Source organism: Nonomuraea sp. NPDC051298, from assembly GCF_055586305.1.
The window spans coordinates 1-19,459 of the sequence record NZ_JBVJIM010000044.1 but is presented as its reverse complement, the minus strand read 5'-3'; the positions used below and the strand labels follow the sequence as shown (position 1 = coordinate 19,459).

General features: G+C 69.6%; 18 protein-coding genes. 7 read left to right on the top strand and 11 right to left on the bottom strand.

Features of this window, described 5'->3' with window-relative positions:
* Window positions 1-64: 64 nt before the first annotated feature.
* Both ACZ6S0_RS51095 and ACZ6S0_RS51090 read right to left on the bottom strand, forming a co-directional pair.
* Window positions 65-553, bottom strand: a complete 489-nt coding sequence (locus ACZ6S0_RS51095) for a GNAT family N-acetyltransferase (protein ID WP_465928107.1) — start codon at window positions 551-553, stop codon at window positions 65-67.
* A complete protein-coding gene (locus tag ACZ6S0_RS51090; protein ID WP_465928105.1) occupies window positions 550-2,106 on the bottom strand; it encodes an XRE family transcriptional regulator in 1,557 nt (518 codons plus the stop codon). The genes ACZ6S0_RS51095 and ACZ6S0_RS51090 overlap by 4 nt, the downstream gene beginning before the upstream one ends.
* Window positions 2,107-2,382: 276 nt before the next feature.
* Here ACZ6S0_RS51090 and ACZ6S0_RS51085 point away from each other — a divergent pair, with 276 nt between their 5' ends.
* The 3 genes from ACZ6S0_RS51085 to ACZ6S0_RS51075 all read left to right on the top strand — a co-directional run bounded on the left by ACZ6S0_RS51085 (window position 2,383) and on the right by ACZ6S0_RS51075 (window position 4,785).
* Window positions 2,383-2,667 carry a hypothetical protein gene (locus ACZ6S0_RS51085; protein WP_465928103.1) on the top strand — a complete coding sequence of 95 codons (285 nt, stop codon included), beginning with the start codon at window positions 2,383-2,385 and terminating at the stop codon, window positions 2,665-2,667.
* 770 nt (window positions 2,668-3,437) lie between these two features.
* Window positions 3,438-4,394 carry a mechanosensitive ion channel family protein gene (locus ACZ6S0_RS51080; RefSeq protein WP_465928101.1) on the top strand — a complete coding sequence of 319 codons (957 nt, stop codon included), beginning with the start codon at window positions 3,438-3,440 and terminating at the stop codon, window positions 4,392-4,394.
* 10 nt (window positions 4,395-4,404) lie between these two features.
* The gene (locus ACZ6S0_RS51075; RefSeq protein ID WP_465928099.1) at window positions 4,405-4,785 is read left to right on the top strand and encodes a globin; all 381 of its coding nucleotides are present in this window, start codon (window positions 4,405-4,407) and stop codon (window positions 4,783-4,785) included.
* 101 nt (window positions 4,786-4,886) lie between these two features.
* Here ACZ6S0_RS51075 and ACZ6S0_RS51070 read toward each other — a convergent pair whose 3' ends face one another.
* Window positions 4,887-6,050 (bottom strand): MFS transporter, encoded by a 1,164-nt coding sequence (locus ACZ6S0_RS51070; protein ID WP_465928097.1) that lies wholly within the window; start codon window positions 6,048-6,050, stop codon window positions 4,887-4,889.
* An 8-nt stretch (window positions 6,051-6,058) separates the two neighbouring features.
* Window positions 6,059-6,478: an acyl-CoA thioesterase gene (locus ACZ6S0_RS51065; RefSeq protein ID WP_465928095.1), complete on the bottom strand. Its 420-nt coding sequence runs from the start codon at window positions 6,476-6,478 to the stop codon at window positions 6,059-6,061.
* 146 nt (window positions 6,479-6,624) lie between these two features.
* Here ACZ6S0_RS51065 and ACZ6S0_RS51060 point away from each other — a divergent pair, with 146 nt between their 5' ends.
* Complete coding sequence (locus tag ACZ6S0_RS51060) at window positions 6,625-7,170, top strand: SDR family oxidoreductase (RefSeq protein WP_465928093.1); 546 nt, start codon at window positions 6,625-6,627, stop codon at window positions 7,168-7,170.
* Between the two features lies 1 nt (window position 7,171).
* Entirely contained in the window at window positions 7,172-7,990 is an 819-nt protein-coding gene (locus ACZ6S0_RS51055; RefSeq protein ID WP_465928092.1) for a MaoC/PaaZ C-terminal domain-containing protein, read from the top strand.
* 73 nt (window positions 7,991-8,063) lie between these two features.
* Here ACZ6S0_RS51055 and ACZ6S0_RS51050 read toward each other — a convergent pair whose 3' ends face one another.
* The 4 genes from ACZ6S0_RS51050 to ACZ6S0_RS51035 form a co-directional block, all read right to left on the bottom strand.
* On the bottom strand, window positions 8,064-8,675 hold the full coding sequence (locus ACZ6S0_RS51050) for a TetR/AcrR family transcriptional regulator (RefSeq protein WP_465928091.1): 612 nt from the start codon (window positions 8,673-8,675) through the stop codon (window positions 8,064-8,066).
* Between the two features lie 45 nt (window positions 8,676-8,720).
* Entirely contained in the window at window positions 8,721-9,971 is a 1,251-nt protein-coding gene (locus ACZ6S0_RS51045; protein WP_465928089.1) for a sensor histidine kinase, read from the bottom strand.
* Window positions 9,968-10,642: a LuxR C-terminal-related transcriptional regulator gene (locus ACZ6S0_RS51040; RefSeq protein ID WP_465928087.1), complete on the bottom strand. Its 675-nt coding sequence runs from the start codon at window positions 10,640-10,642 to the stop codon at window positions 9,968-9,970. Before ACZ6S0_RS51040 ends, ACZ6S0_RS51045 begins: the two co-directional genes overlap by 4 nt.
* A gap of 333 nt (window positions 10,643-10,975) precedes the next feature.
* Window positions 10,976-11,482: a VOC family protein gene (locus ACZ6S0_RS51035; RefSeq protein WP_465928085.1), complete on the bottom strand. Its 507-nt coding sequence runs from the start codon at window positions 11,480-11,482 to the stop codon at window positions 10,976-10,978.
* A gap of 242 nt (window positions 11,483-11,724) precedes the next feature.
* Here ACZ6S0_RS51035 and ACZ6S0_RS51030 point away from each other — a divergent pair, with 242 nt between their 5' ends.
* Both ACZ6S0_RS51030 and ACZ6S0_RS51025 read left to right on the top strand, forming a co-directional pair.
* Window positions 11,725-12,672, top strand: coding sequence for a ribonucleotide-diphosphate reductase subunit beta (locus ACZ6S0_RS51030; protein ID WP_465928083.1), 948 nt, complete (start codon window positions 11,725-11,727; stop codon window positions 12,670-12,672).
* 3 nt (window positions 12,673-12,675) lie between these two features.
* The gene (locus ACZ6S0_RS51025; RefSeq protein WP_465928081.1) at window positions 12,676-13,095 is read left to right on the top strand and encodes a hypothetical protein; all 420 of its coding nucleotides are present in this window, start codon (window positions 12,676-12,678) and stop codon (window positions 13,093-13,095) included.
* Window positions 13,096-13,413: 318 nt separating this feature from the next.
* Here the strand turns inward: ACZ6S0_RS51025 and ettA are convergent, their stop codons facing one another.
* From ettA to ACZ6S0_RS51010, 3 genes are all read right to left on the bottom strand, one after another.
* On the bottom strand, window positions 13,414-15,078 hold the full coding sequence (ettA, locus tag ACZ6S0_RS51020; RefSeq protein ID WP_465928079.1) for an energy-dependent translational throttle protein EttA: 1,665 nt from the start codon (window positions 15,076-15,078) through the stop codon (window positions 13,414-13,416).
* Between the two features lie 455 nt (window positions 15,079-15,533).
* On the bottom strand, window positions 15,534-16,871 hold the full coding sequence (locus tag ACZ6S0_RS51015; RefSeq protein WP_465928077.1) for a GGDEF domain-containing protein: 1,338 nt from the start codon (window positions 16,869-16,871) through the stop codon (window positions 15,534-15,536).
* Window positions 16,872-18,203: 1,332 nt separating this feature from the next.
* Window positions 18,204-18,974 carry a single-stranded DNA-binding protein gene (locus tag ACZ6S0_RS51010; RefSeq protein ID WP_465928075.1) on the bottom strand — a complete coding sequence of 257 codons (771 nt, stop codon included), beginning with the start codon at window positions 18,972-18,974 and terminating at the stop codon, window positions 18,204-18,206.
* Between the last annotated feature and the right edge of the window lie 485 nt (window positions 18,975-19,459).

The window sequence follows — 19,459 nt, the reverse complement described above, 5'->3', positions numbered from 1 at the left end:
AGCGGCCCCGGGAAGAGGAAGGCATGGGGCCGTTGGACAGACGGCGTCGCGGCCTAAAGCGGCCTTAGAGCTCCAGCACCGCGGGAGGGATCAGGCGTTTCTCGATGTAGACGACGGTCAGGCCGCCCACCCGCTCTCTGGACAGCTCGCGCCATCCCCGGCGCTCGTACAGCGCCAGCGCGGCCTCCTGGTTGAGCGTGGTGTCGCCCCTGGCCAGATGGAACCCGAGATCCACCGCGCGCCGCTCCAGCGCCGTGAGCATGGCCGCGCCGAACCCGCGCCGCTGGTACTCGGGGTGCACGCGCAACCGGCAGATCTCGGCCGTGCCCGTGTCGACGGGCTTGAGCCCGCCCATGGCCACCACCCGGGAGGCGACCTCCCCCACCAGGAAGTCACCGCCGCAGGCGAGGTAGATCTCCTGGATGCGCGGGAAGTCGTCGTCGTAGTAGACGCCGTCACCGGGGACCAGGCCCACCTCGGCGAGGCAGACCCGGTGCAGCGCGAGGATGGTGTCGAGGTCGGACCAGCGATAACGCCTGATCGCCAGCTTCATCCAGCGCCCCCTGTCAACGGGGCCCGTCTCGGCCGCCGGATCAGGGCCCGGAACTCGCCGATCCTCGGAGCGTCCGCGTCGCGCGACATGATGGCCTGTTCGAGCGCCAGCGCGGGCCGCACGATGAAGTCGGTGAGGTATTCGTCGCCGAGCAGGGTGAGGGCCTTGATGCCGATGGCCACCGCCTCCTTGACGTCGCCGTCGATGAGCCGGCACTGGGCCTGGTCGAGCCTGATCAGCGTCTGGTCGAGTACGTGGTCCTCGTACTTGTCGAGGGCCTGGTCGAGGACGACCTCCGCCTCGATGGTCTGGCCGAGCTTGGTGAGCACGTCGCCCTGGTAGAAGTAGAGCTGCTTCTCGGTGTAGCCGAAGGCGAGGTCTTCCTTGTCCTCGGGTTTCATGTGCGCGAAGGCGCTCCTGGCCCGCGCCAGAGCCCGCCTGGCCTGGTCGACGATCTCCTTGTTGTTGTCGGTCGCGGCCATCGTGGCCAGCGCCCTGGCCTCCACGACCGGAGCCATGGCCTGCGCCGGGCACGGCGTGGAGCCGGCCAGGTCGCGGCTCTTCTTCGCCAGGGTGAGCGCCTCGCGGGCGTCGCCGAAGTAGAGGGGGACGAGTGACTCCCGGGCGCAGATCCACGCGCGCAGCGCACGGTCCCCGGTCTCGTCGGCCGCGATGCGCCCGGTGCGGAAGAACGAGCGGGCCAGGCGATGGTCGCCCAGGTTGATCATGATCATCCCGCTCAGCCCGGCAAGCTGCGCGGCCATCCTGCACAGGCGCTCTTGCAGGTCGATGGGCTGGCGGCGGGCCATCGCCGTGCGTACGGCGCTCAGCTCGAGCATCACGTCGCACAGGAGCCGCAGGGGGGCCGTCGTCGTGTACTGGCGGCCGAAGCTGAGCGTGGCCTCCTCCCACTGGTCGAGCATCGCGGCGGACACGGTGGCCGAGACCATGGTCTCGTCCATCCTGCGCCGGATGCCCTCGCACGCTCCGAGCACCGGTCCTTCGAGTTGCTCCGCCAGGTTGGTGTCGGTGTGGAGCAAGCTTAAAAGGGTGCGGCGGAGGATGTTCTCGTCCTCCTCCGCGTCGGGGTCGGGGCCCATCGGGTGCAGAACCAGCTCCCGCTCGGGAGCCGGCGACGACCGGTCCTTGATCACCTCCGACGTCAGCACGCCCGGCATCCGGTGGCCGTGGCCGCAGATGCAGGGCGAGTCGAAGCCCAGGGAGATCGGCTCCACCCGGTAGACCGTGCACAGGTAGTGCAGGTATTCGGGCCCCGGGCGTTTGAGCCCGCTCTCGTACGCCGAGAGCAAGGTCTCGCCGATGCCGGGCATCGGTTTCGCGTCACGTTCGAACAGGGCTCTGACCTGCTCGATGACGTCCGCCAGCGCGATCCCGTAGGCCAAGCGATGCGCCTTGATGCGGGTCGTGCTGAACTGGCCCGTGCACGCTTCGTGGATCTCCTCAGCGATCTGGGCAGACGTGCGCCCGACGGCAAGGCCCCTGGCCCTGACCCGTCGGGCGATCTCCGTCTCCCTGTGCTGTCTGCCGGACATCCCGGCCCCTCTCACGCATGTCTCGACCGGTCCGCAACTGGTGACTCAGCGTAGCCCGCAAGTCGCTGTGCGCCTACCCATGACTATGAAGTAATGCCGACAGGATGGGAAACGCCAGTAGCCAGCCTACGGTTAAGGATCGTCCTCCCAGGGACTGTTTCTTACAACCCACGAGGAAGAAGCGACTCCCCGTGAGCGGAACGTGCCGTTGCGCACACCCTTGACGTTGAGCCATCTTTGGCGCACCAGCAACGATTACCAAGGGAGGGACGAACTGTGGGGGACGACAACTTCGAGCACCTGGAGCGTCTGGTGGCTGAACTCGGCGCTCGGGGGTTGCTCGCACGAGTGGTCCAGACCCAGAGCGGGCGCAGGTTCGTACGGGTCATCAACCCGAACGCCACGAGCCTGACCGAAAGCGTCACCTGTCGGCCGGCGGCCGTGTCGGGCCTGCCGGACTGGTGGTACTGCTGGTCCTGGGGCGAACGCATGCACACGGCCGACGACCCGGCCGGCGCGGCGACCAAGGTCGCCCGCGTGCTCGCCGCCGTGGGGGAGTGACCACACGGTGAACCGGGTGGAACGCAGCCACCACGGCTCACCGGACCCCACGGCGGTTCCTGAGGGCCGGCGGAGTGACCGGTGCGGAGGGTCTCCCTTATGCCGGAGCCCTGGCCACTCCGCCGGTTCCGGCCTGGGCGCGCACCCACCGCGTGCGCGCGCGTCACGCGCTCCCTCCACCACGTGCTCCCTCACCACGTGCCCCTCACCACCTGCGCCCGCGTCACGTGCCACCTCACGCGACCCTCTCACACGCCCTCCCGCCACGTGTGCCCGCGCCGCGCACGCCCGCACCGGCCGCGTCCCCACCGCGCACGCCCACGCCGCGTGCGCCGTCATCAGGCACTCCCCCACCCCTCACGGCACGTACGCCGTGCCCGCAAGCCGCCCGCCCGGTCCGCCGGTCGGGTGTTCGGGGGATCCCTTCCGGAACCGGCACGGGACATGCTTCCGGGTGTGTGTCCCGTTCCGAGCCGTCCGTCATCGGAGCGCCGGCTCTCTCCCTCCGCGGCCCAGAGAGCCGGTGACCCCGTCTTCCCCGGCGTGATGTGACGGCGGGCGGTTCGGTCGGCGGTATTTTGGATCGAAACGGTCCAAACGCCGACCGAACCGCTTCCGGAGGGGGATTCACCATAGTGTTACTGCAGGTGACGCTGTCGCCGCCGACCGTGTCCCCGTCGCCGACCCCGGCGACACCGACCGTGTCCCCGACGTCGTTGCCGACACCGGCGGTGACAACCGTGTCCCCGGCACCGTCGGGGACATCGACGGTGTCGACCGTCCTGCCCGACTTCGACAGGGTGACCACGCAGATGGCCGGGGCCTGCAAAGACGACCCCATCTGCTCTAGTCTTGCCGGAATGCTCAACAACGCGTGGTGGGCTCCCCTCGTGGGCAGTGCGATCGTGATCGTCCTGATCCTCGTGCTGGGCTTCGCCATCCGCAACCTCGTGCACCGGATCATCACCAAGGTGGTGAACCGGGCGGCGACGAGTGGCTCCATCACGAGCAAGTTCCGCAAGGGCGTGGCGACCGACGGCATCGACGCCCTCCTGCACGAGCGGCGCAAACAGCGGGCCGAGACGATGGGGTCGGTGCTCAAGCACGTCGCCTCGATCGTCGTCCTGGGCACCACGGTGCTGACCGTGCTCGACCGGCTGACCATCCCGATCGCGCCGCTGCTGACCAGCGTCGGCATCCTCGGGGTGGCCATCGGCTTCGGCGCTCAGGAGCTGGTCAAAGACTTCATCGCGGGCATGTTCATGCTGCTGGAGGACCAGTACGGCGTGGGCGACGTGATCGACGCGGGCGCCGCCGTCGGCACGGTCGAGGCGGTCACCCTCCGCGTCACCAGGCTGAGAGACGTCGACGGCCGCGTCTGGTACGTCCGCAACGGCACGATCACGCGGGTCGGCAACGAGTCGCAGGGCTGGTCGCGGGCGTACATGGACGTGCCGGTGGCCTACGACGCCGACGTCGTGGGCGTGCGGGTGCTGCTGGAGCACGTGGCGGAGGAGCTGTGGGCCGACTCCGAGCTGCGCGAGTCCAAGATCGTGGAGCAGCCGCAGGTGTTCGGGGTCGAGCAGCTCTCCGACAGCTCGCTGGTGTTCCGCATCACCGCCAAGACGTTGCCCTCCGCGCAGGCGGAGGTGTCGAGGGAGCTGAGGCTCCGGGTCAAGACGGCGCTCGACGCCGCGGACATCCCGATGGTCTCCACCACCCCCTAAGCTGATAACCGTGACAGAGACCTCCTTTTACGACGCCGTCGGAGGCGAGGAGACCTTCAGGCGCCTCGTACAGCGCTTCTACGAGGGGGTCGCGGAAGACCCGCTCCTGCGGCCGCTCTATCCGGAGCCCGATCTGACGGGTGCCGAGGAGCGGCTGCGGGGCTTCCTGGTCCAATACTGGGGCGGCCCCAAGACCTACAGCGAGCAGCGCGGTCATCCCCGGCTGCGGATGCGGCACATGCCGTTCGTGATCGGCGAGCCGGAGCGCGACGCCTGGCTGCGGCACATGCGCGACGCGGTCGACTCGCTCGGCCTGCCGGACGAGCAGGAGACCCGGCTCTGGGACTATCTGGTCTACGCGGCCCACAGCCTGATCAACTCCCCCACCTGACGCGCATCCCCGACGGCCTGCCACGCGGAGTTCCATTCCTCATACCGGGGAGTGGCTGATTCCCCCCGAGGGAGTGCTTTTCTCCACCGGAGGTCGCCGGGTCACGACCCTCGCGGCCGTTCGCCGCGGAAGGGGATGACGGGCAGCGACGCCACGGCGCACGCCAGGCCGACCGCGAACCCGGCCCAGTAGCCGGTGCCCAGCATCAGCGCCCCGGCCAGCGGCGTGACCACGAGGGAGACGCTGTTCTGGACGGTGTTGTGGGTGCCGAGCACCTTGCCCGCCCAGCCGGGCCCGGCCAGCTCCCCTGCCGACAGGTACGCCAGCCCGTTGCCCGCCACGGTCATCACCGCCGCCACGACGAGCGTCCCCACGCCCAGGGCGCTGACGGTGAACGTCCCGGCGACCAGCAGGGCCAGCACCGCCAAGTTCCAGAGGGTGAGCAGGAGCAGGGGCCGCATGCGCAGCCCCGTACGGTCGGACCAGCGCCCGGCGGCGATGCGTACGACGGCCCCGCCGATGGCCGCCACCCCGAACAGCCGCCCGGCGGCCACGTCGTCCCAGCCGTAGACCGTGACCAGGCAGTCCACGCCGTACGTGCTGACCACGACCTGCGGCACGACGTGCAGGGCGCTGGTGGCGTGCACCCGCCAGAGCGCGGCCTGCCGGTACGGCGAGGGCGCCCGTTCCGCCCGTGCCCCGGAGATCGTGTGCGGCGGCTCGGCCATGAACAGCGCGGCCAGGACGGCGGCCAGCAGGCTCACGCCGGAGCAGAGCAGCAGCACTCCGGACAGCCCGTACGCCTGGGCCATGGGCGGCAGCGTGAAGGCGGCCACGGCCATGCCGAGGGTGAAGGAGACCTGGCGCAGGCCCATCGCGACGCCGCGTTCCTGCGGCTCGAACCAGCGCAGCACGATCCGCCCGCCGCCGACCATGGCGGCCGAGCCCGCCGCCCCCGACAGCGCCAGCAGCGCGACCACCGCCCACGTCTGCTCGACGAAGGCCGTGACGGCGAACAGGGCGGCGGCCAGCCCCACGCCGAGGCTCAGGACCAGCCGCTCGCCGTGCCGGTCGGCCAGCGCGCCCCAGGCGACGAGGGCGCACAGGATCCCCAGAGCCGGAGCGTTGCCGATGAGACCACCCACGGGCAGTACGACGTTGAAATGTCGCAATATTTCGGGCATGACCAGGGGCAGGCCGAACAGCCCCAGGGTGACACTGGCATGCGCGTTGACGCCCAGCGCCAGCATCAGCCACCGTCGCATCCCGCGCGCTACTCCGCGAACCGTTTGAGGTAGGCCAACTCCCCCTCGCTGAGCCTGCGCGGCGCGGCCCGCTCGACGTCGTAGGCCGCCAGCACGGACCGGGCGGTGACGTAGAGTGCCTCGTCGTCGACGATCTCGTAGCGCAGCGTGAAGCGCACCGGCCTGATCTCGGTCACCCAGGTCTCGACGCGCACGGGGGCGGCGCGGAAGCCGAGCGGACGGCGGTAGTCGATCTCGTGGCGGGTCACGACCAGGCCCTTGAACGGCTCGTCGCCGGCGTTGTACGGATCGATGTGGAACATGCCGAAGCGGGCGTCCTCGAGGTAGTCGAGGAAGCGCACGTTGTTCACGTGACCCTGGGAGTCGACATCGCCGAATCTCACCGTGCGCGGATAGATGTGCCGTTCGTACGGGGTGCGTTCAACCACGTCCGCAACCGTACCGGGCTTTGCCGGGTGGCCTCGCGCCGGGCAAGGAGCCGAGTGTTTCTAGAATTCTGTTCAGAGGGTCGGCCGGTCAAGGATGAGGTGTCGGATGAGCGGGATCGTCGAGGGTCGCGTGGTGATCGTCACGGGTGCGGCCAGAGGCATCGGGCGGGGTCACGCGCTGGAGTTCGCCAGGCAGGGCGCGAAGGCGGGCGAAGGCCAAGGCGGGCGAGCCGGTGGACGCCCGGATCGTCAACACGACCTCGTCCTCCGGCATCTACGGCAACCCGGGGCAGGGCAACTACGGCGCCGCCAAGGCGGGCATCGCGGGCCTCACGGTCATCGCGGCCAAGGAGCTGGCGCGCTACGGCGTGACCGTCAACGCGATCGCCCCCGCCGCGCTGACCCGCATGACCGAGGGCCTCATGACCGAGGGCGCGTCCGGCGCCGACCCCGGCGACATCGCGCCGCTGGTCGTCTGGCTGTCGAGCGCCGAGGCCCGGGACATCACCGGCCGGGTGTTCAACGTGCGCGCGGGCGCGATCAGCGTGGCCGAGGGCTGGCACGCCGGGCCCGGCGTGGACAAGGGCGGCCGGTGGGACCCGGCCGAGCTGGGCGCGGTCATCCCCGCCCTCGTCGGCCGGGCCGCCCAGAACGCCCTCACCAACGGCCGCATCCCCGGACGGGAGGACTGACATGCCGCTCGACCACTCACTGGTGGGTGTCGAAGGACCGGCCCAGGAGCGTACGTGGACCGCGAAGGACACCATGCTGTACGCCCTCGGCGTCGGAGCCGGCACGGCCGAGCTGGAGTTCACGACGGAGCGAGGGCAGCGGGTGCTGCCGACGTTCGCCGTGCTGGCGGCGCAGGCGCCGAGGCCCCGGCTGGGCGACTTCGACCCCGCCCTGCTGCTCCACGCCGAGCAGGGCTTCGAGCTGCATCGGGAGCTGCCTCCGGCCGGAGGCGTACGGACCCGCTCGACGGTGACCGGGATCTACGACAAGGGGTCGGGGGCGCTGGTGACCATCGAGTCCAGGGCCGTGGACCCGGACAGCGGCGAGCTGGTGATCGTCACCCGCAGCTCGGTGTTCATCAGGGGCGAGGGCGGCTTCGGCGGCGACCGGGGGCCGCGCGACCCGTGGAGCCCGCCGGACCGGGCGCCCGACCACCGGGTGACCTGCTCGACGCGTCCGGAGCAGGCGCTGCTCTACCGGCTGTCCGGCGACCTCAACCCGCTGCACAGCGACCCGGAGTTCGCCGCCAGGGCCGGCTTCGACCGGCCGATCCTGCACGGGCTGTGCACGTACGGGGTGGCGGGCCGAGCGCTGCTGCACACGGTGGCCGGGTCGGACCCGGGGCGCTTCAAGGCCATGTCGGGACGCTTCTCCAGCCCGGTGTTCCCCGGGGAGACGCTGACGGTGTCGATCTGGGGGGACGGGGACGAGGTGCTGTTCAGGACCACCAAGGACGACGGGACCGTGGCCCTCGACCACGGCCGCGCGACCATCACCTGACGACGCGGGCCCGCGACCATCACCTGACGACGCGATCCCGGCCGCCCCCGCGACGAACGAGACCAGAGTCGCGTCAGGTCTCGTCGAGCACCTGGAGCGGGTCGAGGCGGCGGATCAGCGTCATCGCCGCCTCGATGACCTCCTGCGCCTCCTTCTCGGTGTCGGAAGTGGCCACCTCTCGCGCGGCCTCGCCGATGATGCTGGTCAGCACGGCCACCGTGAACCTGTCGAGCGGATCGCCGCCGGCCCCCAGCAACACCGCGTTCTGACGCACCCACTCGCGCCCCCGCGTACGCCGGATCAGCTCGAAACCCGGCGGCCCGTCGCCGTCGATGAAGAGCCGGACGAGGTCACGCCGCTCCCACGCCCCCGCGAGGTACGCCCGAGCCCCCGCGATCAGCAGCTCCACGGGGTCGTCGACGCCTTCCTTCCTGGCCCTGGCCACGCTGGAGGCGGACGCCTGCTCGTGGGCGGCCTGATGATCCTCGTAGAGCGCGAGGAACAGCTCGGTCTTGCCGCCGAAGTGGTGGTAGAGACTGCCGACGCTGGAACCGGCCCGGGAGACCACCTCGGAGACGCTGGAGTCGGCGAAGCCGTGCTCGCTGAAGACCTCGCGAGCCGCCTGCAGCATGCTTTTACGGGTCTGGGCCGTACGGCTCCACTCCCACGAGGACTTGCGCGCCATGCGGCCATCGTAGCCCAGCAAATTCTAGAATCTAATTCCAAAGGGTTACCTGTCCGTACCCCGGCGCAAGTGGCTGGGGAGCGGCACCCGTACGGTGACGTGGGTGCCCTCTGCGGGGGCGGAGTCGACGGTGGCGGCGCCGCCCACGGCGGTGGCGCGGTCGACGATCGAGCGGGCGATCCCGAGACCCGGCGGGCAGCGGGCCAGGTCGAAGCCGCGTCCGTGATCGAGGACGCTCAACGTGAGCACGCCCGCCCGGCTCTCCGCCCACACCACGGCGCGCCGGACCCCGGCGTGCTTGGCCACGTTCGTCAGGGCCTCGCGCAGCGCGCCCGCCAGCGCGTCGGCGATCTCCGGCGGCACCCGTTCGCGGTCCGGGGAGCCCCGCAGGCGACCCGCGTTGAACTCCACGTGCAGCCCCGTCCCCACGGCCTGCCCCACCACCGCCTCCAACACGGCCAGCACGTCGCCCTCCGGGTCGCCGTCGTCACCCCTCAGGTACGCCCGCAGCCACCGCGACTCCTCCGCCACCCGCGCCCGTACCCCGTCGTCGGCGATCCACCCGTCCCTGACCAGCGCCTCCAACGTCTGCAGGATCCGGTCGTGCAGGAGCCGGGCGGTCCTGGCGCGCTCGCGCTCCTCCGAGAGTTGCGCGGTACGCAGCACCTCCTCGGCCCGCGCCCGATCCAGGTCACCGGCGTTCCCGGTGAGGATCCTGGTCACGTACCAGGCCACGCCGCCGTTGGCCACCATCCCGGCCACGTGCGGCAGCACCGCCCACCACTCGTCGCCGGTCATGACGCTGCCGTACGTGAACGCCCCGCCCAGCACCCCCACCCACGCGGCCACCGCCTGCCACGACCGGTACGAGACACCTGCCATCACGGCCGTGAGCAGCACGTACGGCAGTGCGCTGCCCGGCCACCAAACCACCACGAGGTCGTGGGCCAGCCGCGGGGCGGCCACGCAGACCACCGCCACGCTCGCGTAGTGCGCGGCGAACAACCACCGTGACGGGAGCCTGCGACGGATCCCGGCCGGCACGGAGATCGCCAGACCGGTCAGCACGAGAAGCGCCAGCAGGGCGGGCATCGGCCAGACCCCCGCCCACCGCGCGTCGCCGATCACCTCCAGCGACCCGCACAGCACCACCGACCCCATCTGAAGCGCGAAGACCGCCACCGCCCGAGTACGCTCAACGGCCGCCACCCCCGACTCACGGCCCGCCATACCTGCCCCCTGGCCGACCTCCGCCGCGCGGGCAACCTCCGCCGCGCGGGCGGTGTCCGGGGTCATGGCCGGTGGCGGTGTTCGAGGCGGTTCAGGGCCGCGCGGGTGAGCTGGGCCTTGTTGCCGACCTGCAGTTTGGTCCTGATCCGCTCGACGTAGGTGTCCACGGTCGCCTTGCTGATGTCCATCCGGCGGGCGATCTGCGCGTGGGTGAACCCCTGGGCGATGTAGGACAACGTCTGCTCCTCCCGCTCCGACAATCGCGGCAGCGCGGATTCAGAGCCGGGACCGGGACCGGGCGAGTCCAGTTCGTGCTGCAGGATGTCGGCCAGTCCGGCCGACAGGTAGAAGCCACCCGCCGCCACTGTACGCACGGCGTCCACGACGAGTTCGGCGGGGGCGTCCTTGGTGACGTACCCGTTGGCGCCCGAACGGACGGCGGCCAGCACGTCGCCGGGCCGTCCCGAGGCGGAGACGACCAGCACCCTGGTGACCGCCGACAGCTCCCTGATCTCGGCCACGCACGGCCGGTCGGTGGCCAGGTACAGATCGAGGATCAGCACGTCGTGGTCCAGATCCGAGTCGCGCAGGTCACCGAGACCGGCGCCCCTGAGCACGACCTTGAGGTCGTCGTAGCGGTGGAGGAGGTACTCCAGGCCATGGCGGATCAGCTCGTGGTCGTCGATCACCGCGATGCGAATCACGTCGTGTCCCCTGGGCTCAGAACGCGAAGGCATGCCGGAAGAGTGAGCAAGGCCATGCATGGCCGACAAGTCCCCTAAAAGTACTACAAGCAACAACAACCACCCCTAAACCCACCCAGCCACCCAGCCACCCAGCCGCCCGGCCGCCCGGCCCGCGCGCCAACCTCCCCCGACATCGGCAACGCGAAGGACATCCTCGCGGCCCGACCTCCCAACCACCGACCAGCCAACCACCGACCACCCGGTCACCCGATCACCCGGCCGCCAGCCGCCCGCAACAGCACCACGCCGCAGCCCCACACCGTCACGGCCACCACCCGCAGCGCCACGCCCAGCAGCGCCGGCCTTCGGGGACCTCCGGCGCGCTCAGGGGCTGGGAATCCCGTTGCCGTTCCTGCCGCGCCCGGCCAGCACCTCCTCCAGCGTCGGACGCGGCTCACCCGGCTCGCGCGACCCCGGCTGGGCAAGCTGGATCAGTACGCCATGCGCCTCCTTCGGATGCAGGAACACCTCCTGCCAGCGAACGTCCGACCGGTTGAGACCGTGCAGACGGTAGCCGCGTTCGGTCAGCGCGGCCACGGCGGCCCCGAGGTCGCCGACGTGAAAGTTCAGGTGATGGACGCCGCCCCTCCCCCGGGTGAGCTCGAAGAAGCTGTCGAAGAACGTCGATCCGGCCAGCGGCTCCATGAGCTCGACCTTGCCACCGTTCGCGTACGTGAGCTGCAGCGTGCGATAGCCCGCCACCCGCTGATCACCCCCGCCGCCGAGGTGCCGTCCGCCGAGCAGGTCGTGGTAGATCGGCAGCAGATCCCTGATCCGGGGCGCGGCCACGGCCGTGTGATCGAAGGACATGTCGAGACCGTCCAGGTCCACGAGGGGCTCCTCACTCTAGACAATCCTAGAATGGCATTCTAGCCGCTCACGCATCACCTGCCCGTGCCCCCTCACCGTCCCAGCCCCACCCACGCACGAACGAACGGCCACCCGAGCAGGCAGGGCTCGCCGTGGCGCGCGGCTGCCTCGTCCTGTTCATCCCGGAGATCCTGAGGTTCAATGGGCCATGGCGGCGTACCACGCGCACCACCGCCGCATTCGCCGTCGGGGGAGGCGGAAGCATGACCGACAGGCCCGGCGTCGCCGACTCCGACCTGCGCCAGATCCGCGATCTCGACATCGACGACGTGCTCGCCTACCTGCACCGCGACCTCAAACGGCTGCCCAGCTACACCGAGCTGTACCGGCGCTACCTGCGCCAGCGGTGGGACGTCTACGAGCTGGACTTCTCCCAGGACGTCCTCGACTGGCGCGAACGCATGACGCGGGCGGAGCGCGACGCCTTCGTCGGGATCTCCGCCGGCTTCCACCACGGGGAGCGGCAGGTGGAGGTGGAGCTGCCGGTGTTCATGCTGGGCGGGTCCGAGGAGTCCAAGATCTACATGTCCAGCCAGATCGAGGACGAGGCCCGCCACACCGTCTTCTTCGACCGCTTCTACCGCGAGGTGGTCGGCATGCCGGGCGACACCGTCCAGGAGGTGCTGGACGCGTCGTTCGAGCACGTGTCGGAGACGTTCGTGGGGCCGTTCGGTCTGCTGGCGTACCAGGCCGACGAGCTGCGCAGGGATCCCGAGAACCCGGCGGCCAGGGTGCGTTACGGAACCACGTACTTCCTGTGGATCGAGGGTGTGCTCGCGCTGTCCGTCATGAAGATCACGCTCACCTACTGCCGGGAGCGGGGGTTCCTGCCGGGCTATTACACGGGGTTCACCGCGACGTGCCGCGACGAGGCCAGGCACGTGCAGTTCGGGATGCGGTTCCTGCGCGACTCCGTACGGGAGGATCCGAGACTGCTGCTGCAAATCCACGAGACCCTGCGCACGATCCTGGCCGTCAACGGAGCCACCAGCCGCCGGCTCGCGCTGGAGTCGCTCGGCTGGACGCCCGAGGAGGTCCAGCGGCTCATGATCCGCCAGCTCGACATGAAGCTGACGGACGTGGGCATCGCGCTCACACCCGACCTCCGCGAACAGGTCTCCCGCATCGAACCCGAGCTGGCCGGAGGCTGAGGCGTGCGCTGGTTCACCGACGAATGGGCCCAGGCCGTACGCGCCTCCGTGAACGCCGGCCCCTCCGCCGCCGAGCGGGAGCGCAAACTGCCGTCGTACTGGAACTGGATCGAACGGGCCCGCTCCGGACACACCGCCACGTGGGCGCTGGGCGTACGGGAGACGGGCACGTACGTGCTGCTGGCCTGGAAGGACGGCACCTGCACGGCGGCGAAGATCACCTCCGACCCGGGCGCGGCCGACTACGTACTGGTCGCAGACGAAGCCGCCTGGCGCGAACTGCTGGGGGGTGCCGATCCCGGACGGATGGTCATGTACCGGAGGCTGCGCCTCGAACGGGGTGACGTGCTGGCCTTCTTCCGGGTGATCTACTTCTTCGTCGAGTCACTCGCCGCCCTGGCCAAGGTATCGACAAAGCCATAACAGCGGCACCAAAACCAGCCCGATCCCCCTGACAGGCGGAACACGTAACGCCAGCCTTCAGCACGGCCCGGAAGCCACGACCGCCCCTGCCGCCACCACCCTTCATCGGTGGGGGCGGCCAGGGGCCGACAATCCACTCACGACACCCCAGGAACCTGAGCCCAGCACCGAGCACCGAGCACCGAGCACCGAGCACCGAGCACCGAGCACCGAGCACCGAGCACCGAGGAGCCTAAGCCCAGCGACGCACGACCACTCGCACGGCCCGCTGCGCTCTGCGAGAGATCTCTTCGCTCAGTCGCTCAGTCGTTCAGCCGCTCAGTCGCGGTGCAGCTTCCGGTACGTCACGCGGTGCGGACGCGCCGCGTCGGCACCCAGCCGCTCGATCTTGTTCTTCTCGTAGTCCGCGAAGTTGCCCTCGAACCAGAACCAGTTCGACCCTTCCTCCCAAGCCAGGATGTGGGTCGCGATGCGGTCGAGGAACCACCGGTCGTGGGACGTGATCACGGCGCAGCCCGGGAAGTCGAGCAGCGCGTTTTCCAGCGACGACAGGGTTTCGGTGTCGAGGTCGTTGGTGGGCTCGTCCAGCAGCAGCACGTTGCCGCCCTGCTTGAGCGTGAGTGCCAGGTTGAGCCGGTTGCGCTCGCCGCCCGACAGCACCCCGGACTTCTTCTGCTGGTCGGGCCCCTTGAACCCGAACGCCGCGATGTACGCCCGCGACGGCATCTCCACGTTGCCGACCTTGATGTGGTCGAGCCCGTCGGAGACGACCTCCCACACGTTCTTGCTGGGGTCGATGCCGCCCCGGCTCTGGTCGGCGTAGGAGATCTTGACCGTGTCACCGACGACGATCGCGCCCGTGTCGGGCGTCTCGCCGCCGGTGATCATGCGGAACAGCGTCGTCTTGCCGACGCCGTTGGGGCCGATGATGCCGACGATGCCGTTACGCGGCAGGTCGAACGTCAGCCCCTCCATCAGCAGCCGGTCGCCGAACCCCTTGGTCAGCTCATCGGCCTTGATCACCGTGGTGCCCAGGCGCGGGCCCGGCGGGATCTGGATCTCGTCGAAGTCCAGCTTGCGGAACTTGTCGGCCTCGGCCGCCATCTCCTCGTAGCGCTGGAGCCGGGCCTTGCTCTTCGTCTGGCGGGCCTTCGGGTTGGACCGGACCCACTCGAGCTCGTCCTCCAGGCGCTTCTTGCGCTTGACGTCCTTCTGGCCCTCGACCCTGAGCCGCTGGGTCTTGGCGTCCAGATAGGTGGAGTAGTTGCCCTCGTAGACGAACGCACGGCCCCGGTCGAGCTCCAGGATCCAGCCGGCGACGTTGTCGAGGAAGTAGCGGTCGTGGGTGACGGCCAGCACGGTGCCGGCGTACTTCTCCAGGTGCTGCTCCAGCCACTGCACGCTCTCGGCGTCGAGGTGGTTGGTGGGCTCGTCGAGCAGGAGCAGGTCGGGCGCTTCGAGCAGCAGCTTGCACAGCGCGACCCGGCGGCGCTCACCACCGGACAGCTTGGCCACCTCGGCGTCGGGCGGCGGACAGCGCAGGGCGTCCATGGCCTGCTCGAGCTGACTGTCCAGCTCCCAGGCGTTGCGGTGCTCGAGCTGCTCCTGGAGCTTGCCCATCTCCTCCAGCAACTCGTCGCTGTAGTCGGTGGCCATCTGCTCGGCGATGTCGTTGTAGCGCTGGAGCATCGCCATCGTCTCGGCGACGCCCTCCTGCACATTGCCGAGGACGGTCTTCTCCTCGTTGAGCGGCGGCTCCTGCTGGAGCATGCCGACCGTGAAGCCCGGCATGAGCTTGGCCTCACCGTTGGATGGCTGATCCAGGCCGGCCATCATCCGGAGCAGCGTCGACTTCCCGGTGCCGTTCGGCCCCAGAACACCGATCTTGGCTCCGGGCAGGAACGACAGCGTGACATTGTCGAGGACAACCTTGTCACCGTGCGCCTTGCGCACGCGCTGCAGGGTGTAGATGTACTCCGGCATGCCCCCTAGCTTAGGGGTTCCCAGCCCAGGCTTCCGCCGCTCCTCCCGCGTACGGTCCGCGACCACACTCACAGGGCGCAGACCGAACCCTCGAAGCGCAGGTGAACACCCCAACTCCCACCACCCCCAGCCGCACACCACAGCCCCCACCCACCCCCACAAGCTCCAACCCCCAACCACAAACCAACCCAGCCAAGGGACACGCCCAATCGAGAAGGGGGTATCCCGGGAGGTGAGGCTGGAAGCGGACCTCAGAGCCAGGAAGTGGAAGCAGAAGCGAGCCCCCAGAACCAGGAAACGGAAGTGGAAGCGGACCCGGAACCAGGAAACGGGAGCAGAAGTCGGCGCTTCAGACCAGGGGTGGGGGTGAGGGCGAGGGTAGGCATTGGAGCCAGAAAGTGCGGACGGAAGTGGGCCTCGGGGCCAGAAGATGAGGATGGGAGGTGGGGACGGAGTCAGGGAGTGGGGGTGTCGTTGGGGAGAGCGGGAGGTGGCGGCGGCGGAGGTGGCGGCGGAGGTGGCGGAGGCGGAGGCGGAGGCGGCACAGCGGGGATGCAGACCCGATCGCGTCCCAGCTCCTTGGCCCGGTAAAGAGCCAGGTCCGCAGCCGTCAGCAGATCGATCAGGTCGTCACCGTGCACGCTCATCAACGCCACCCCGGTCGAGACCGTGACCCTGACCAGAGTGTCGTCGACGGGCACGGCCATACGCCCGATGCCGACGCGCAGGCGTTCGGCCACTTGGCGGGCCTCGTCGATGTCCGCCCCCGGCAGCAGGATCACGAACTCCTCACCCCCGAACCGCCCCACCACGTCGTACTCGCGTAGCTGGTTGCGCAACAACGAGGCCACCCCGACCAGCACCTGATCGCCGACGAGGTGGCCATGAGCGTCGTTGACCCGTTTGAAGTGGTCGATGTCGATGATCAGCAGTGCCAGCGAGTCGCCCGTGCGGCGGGCTCTGACGATCTCGGTGTCGGCCTCACGCTGCCACGCGGCGGCGTTGAGCAGGCCGGTCTTGGCGTCCGTACGGGCTGCGGCCTGGAGTTGCGCGTGCAGGAGGCTGCGTTGCAGCAGCACCACGGGCGGCAGGGCGAGAAGCAGCAGGGCGAGGTTGAGGCCGCAGGCGATGGAGACCGTGACCCCGAGGCAGAGCTCGACGATGTCCAGCAGCACGCTCTCCCGGTTCCACAGAACCTCCCGCCAGCTCATGTCGGGGTCGGCCGTGTGGGCGGCGATGGCGATGAGCGCGATGTTGAGCAGGGAGAACAGCACGGCGGCCGCCACCGCGAAGAGGATCGGCGGCCCGCTGCCCCGCGACAGGACCCACGGATCGTCCACGAGCCGGTGGAACACCAGGGAGGCGGTGCACCCGGCCAGCCCGATGGCGGCCGAGCTGAACACCCGGCGGTAGAGCACGGTCGCCCGTACGCGGACCTGGAGCAGGATCTGCAGCCCGATGGGGGCGAAGAGCGCGTACACCGGCGGCAGCAGCAGAGCCACGGGCAGCCACCACGCCGACAGCAGGTCGCGGGACACCCCTGCGGGCATGCCCAACCGCCTGCTGGCCTCGATGCACACCGCTCCACACGCCATCAGGGCGGTGAACGTGAGCGCGTCGCGCCACTGGAAAACGGTAGTGGCCGAGAACACGACGATCGCGACGAGATCAAGAGCGACAATCGCGCACAGGTAGATCACGAGCGGCCGACGTTGCCCAAGCAGTGGCCAGCGGTCGGCCAGCGTTGACACAGCGTCGCGAGACTTGATCGAGGCGTGACTCGTCACCGCCATCCCGTCTCCTCCCAAACTAACGATGTGTAACACAATAATTGCGGAGTGTGCGTTGTGCGATGGGAACCGATACGTTGGCAAGGAACACACCTGCTCAATTCACGAGCGGGACGTGACAAAAAAGCCGTGCTGGAAAGGAGCAGCCATGGTGCGGGGCGTGACCTGGACGTGACAGATGCTCTAGGTATCTGACACGGGCAACACACCATCGGCGGTCCCTGGGGGTGTCATCGGGACTCGGCCGGTGGCCCCCTTCTCCCCTCCATTCCGGTTTGATCGCTACGCTCACTTCCCCCACTCCCCTCCACCTGTGAGCAGGCACGACACCCAAAATGGCCCACGCGCGCGGCCCGCTCTCACGAGCCGCGCGCATGGGCCACGCCGGCCGCCCAAGCACGGGTCGCGCGGACGCCCCGCGCATACGGCGCCGCATTTGCCATCCCTCTCGCCGCCGTCAACCTCACCTGCCGCCTCCGCTCTACGCCCCACTTCGACTGCTCACCGCTGCGCCGACCGCACCCTCATGCGCCCGTCTCCGTACGACTCACCGGCTGAGATGCGTCACGGGACGGCATCACACATGTCACCGAACGGGCACCCTCAACCACAGCCCTGACCGCCCAACTCCGACCATGAACCCGACCGGGGTCGGATGGGTTCGGCCCAGATCGGCACGGCCCGGATGGGTTCGGGTGGGGGGCACGGGCCGTGCGGGCGCGCATACGACTGGCGGACACGGGGGCGAGTGCGACGAGGCTGGACGTGCACGAGGCCCAGGGCTTGGGAACTCAGGACGCTCAGGACTTAAGGCCCCAGGACTTGAGGGCTCAGAGCAGTGACGCGGAGCTGGGGACGCGGAGCTGGGGACGCGGAGCTGGGGACGCGGAGCTGGGGACGCGGAGCTGGGGACGCGGAGCTGGGGACGCGGAGCTGGGGACGCGAAGCTGGGGACGCGAAGCTGAATGGGGCACGGGTCGGGAACCCATCCGAGCCGAACCATCCGACCCGCGCCCACCCGACCAGGCCCGCCCAAGCCGCGCTCGTCCAGCCCGCGCCCACCCAGCCCACGCTCGTCGAGTCCATGGCCGTTCAACGCGCGCTCGGCTATGCACCCGCTGGAGGTACGCACCGGGTGTCACGCACGCACCGGCTTGGGCTAAGCGGCCTCCCCGGCTGCGCGGGCGCTTGGGATGCTCGGGCGCTTGGGATGCGTGGGATGCGTGGGTGCTTGGGATTCGTGGGTGCTTAGGATGCTCGGGCGCTTGGGATGCGCGGGCGCTCAATAACAGGAGCACTCAGTGGCGGAGGCGCTTGGTGACAGGGGCGACTTGGTTACGCGGCTGTGCGTTCCTCCAGTGCGGGTTGCGCGGCGTCGCCGTCTTCGTTCGCGCCGTCAGCCCTCGTCTCGGGCTCCTCCATCTCGCCCCTCGCGCCCAGGATGCGGACCGTGTCGTCGGTCTGGCCCAAAGTGCGTACGTTGCCGCCCTCCGACTCCCACGTGTGTAGCGCGCCCTCCTCCGACCCCCACGTACGGGCCCCATCCTCCCTTGTCGTCAGCGGGTGGACCGTGCCGTCATCCGCCCCCTCCCGGCGGGTGGGCCCGTCGGCGTGGGATGCGTCAGGTGCCTCGGTGAAGCCGGGGCGGTGCCCAGGGCGCTGGGCGGGACGCGTGCCCATTGCCCAGTCGCGGGTCTCCTCGTCCAGTCGGTCGCGCATCTCCCTGCTCATCGTGCCGAGGCCGCCCCTTTCGGGCTTGGTGAAGACGCCGGTGCCCCAGCGCAGGTCGTGGCCCACCGAGCTGGCCTCGATCTCGGGGACGAAGCGGCGGTCGCCCTCTCCGCCGAACTCGCGGATGCGCAACTTGCCCGACACCACCACGGGTTGGCCCGCCCGTACGGACGCCGCGACGTTCTCCCCCAGTGCCCGCCAGCAGCGGACCGTGAAGCAGACCTTTTCGCCATCCGTCCACTGGCCGGTCTTCCTGTCGAAGTAACGGTGGGACGTGAGCACCCTCAGCGAGGTGACCTTGACGCCCTCGTCAAAGCTGTACTGTCTCGGCTCGGCTGCGACGTTGCCGGTGAGCGTGATGTAGATGTCGTTCATCCCGTGCCTCCCATACGGCGGGCCGACTGCCCGCGACCTGAGGACACGGTGCCGTGGGAGGGTGGGCCGGGGAGAGGCCGAACGCGGTTCTGTGGAAAAGGGAGAGCGTGAGCGTCGAGGCTGTGGATGACGACAACAGGGCCTGGGCCGCGCACGACGCGGGTGGCAGCGGATGGCAGCGGACAGCGCCGGGCACCGTAACCCCTGCAGTCGCGCGACCACCGCAGGCGTAGCCATCGCCACCGCAACCACCGCAGGCTGTAGCCACCGCAAGCCGTAGCCACCGCCGCGACCACCGCAAGCCCCTGACCACCGCAAGCCGTGACCACCTCAGGCCCTGACCAACGCAAGTCCTGACCAACGCAAGCCGTGGCCGTCTACTCGGCCGCGTCTAGATGATTGATGCCAAGGCATAGCTGCGGAGATAGGGCGAGGGTGCCCATGCTCGATGTGTGACGAAAGAGTTAGACACCCTCGCAACTGCA

Bases quoted from the DNA above. Each gene is read 5' to 3' on its own strand.
- ACZ6S0_RS51095 (WP_465928107.1), bottom strand. From the start codon at position 553: ATGAAGCTGGCGATCAGGCGTTATCGCTGGTCCGACCTCGACACCATC.
- ACZ6S0_RS51090 (WP_465928105.1), bottom strand. From the start codon at position 2,106: ATGTCCGGCAGACAGCACAGGGAGACGGAGATCGCCCGACGGGTCAGG.
- ACZ6S0_RS51070 (WP_465928097.1), bottom strand. From the start codon at position 6,050: ATGCGACGGTGGCTGATGCTGGCGCTGGGCGTCAACGCGCATGCCAGT.
- ACZ6S0_RS51055 (WP_465928092.1), top strand. From the start codon at position 7,172: ATGCCGCTCGACCACTCACTGGTGGGTGTCGAAGGACCGGCCCAGGAG.
- ACZ6S0_RS51050 (WP_465928091.1), bottom strand. From the start codon at position 8,675: ATGGCGCGCAAGTCCTCGTGGGAGTGGAGCCGTACGGCCCAGACCCGT.
- ACZ6S0_RS51045 (WP_465928089.1), bottom strand. From the start codon at position 9,971: ATGACCCCGGACACCGCCCGCGCGGCGGAGGTTGCCCGCGCGGCGGAG.
- ACZ6S0_RS51040 (WP_465928087.1), bottom strand. From the start codon at position 10,642: ATGCCTTCGCGTTCTGAGCCCAGGGGACACGACGTGATTCGCATCGCG.
- ACZ6S0_RS51030 (WP_465928083.1), top strand. From the start codon at position 11,725: ATGACCGACAGGCCCGGCGTCGCCGACTCCGACCTGCGCCAGATCCGC.
- ettA (WP_465928079.1), bottom strand. From the start codon at position 15,078: ATGCCGGAGTACATCTACACCCTGCAGCGCGTGCGCAAGGCGCACGGT.
- ACZ6S0_RS51015 (WP_465928077.1), bottom strand. From the start codon at position 16,871: ATGGCGGTGACGAGTCACGCCTCGATCAAGTCTCGCGACGCTGTGTCA.
- ACZ6S0_RS51010 (WP_465928075.1), bottom strand. From the start codon at position 18,974: ATGAACGACATCTACATCACGCTCACCGGCAACGTCGCAGCCGAGCCG.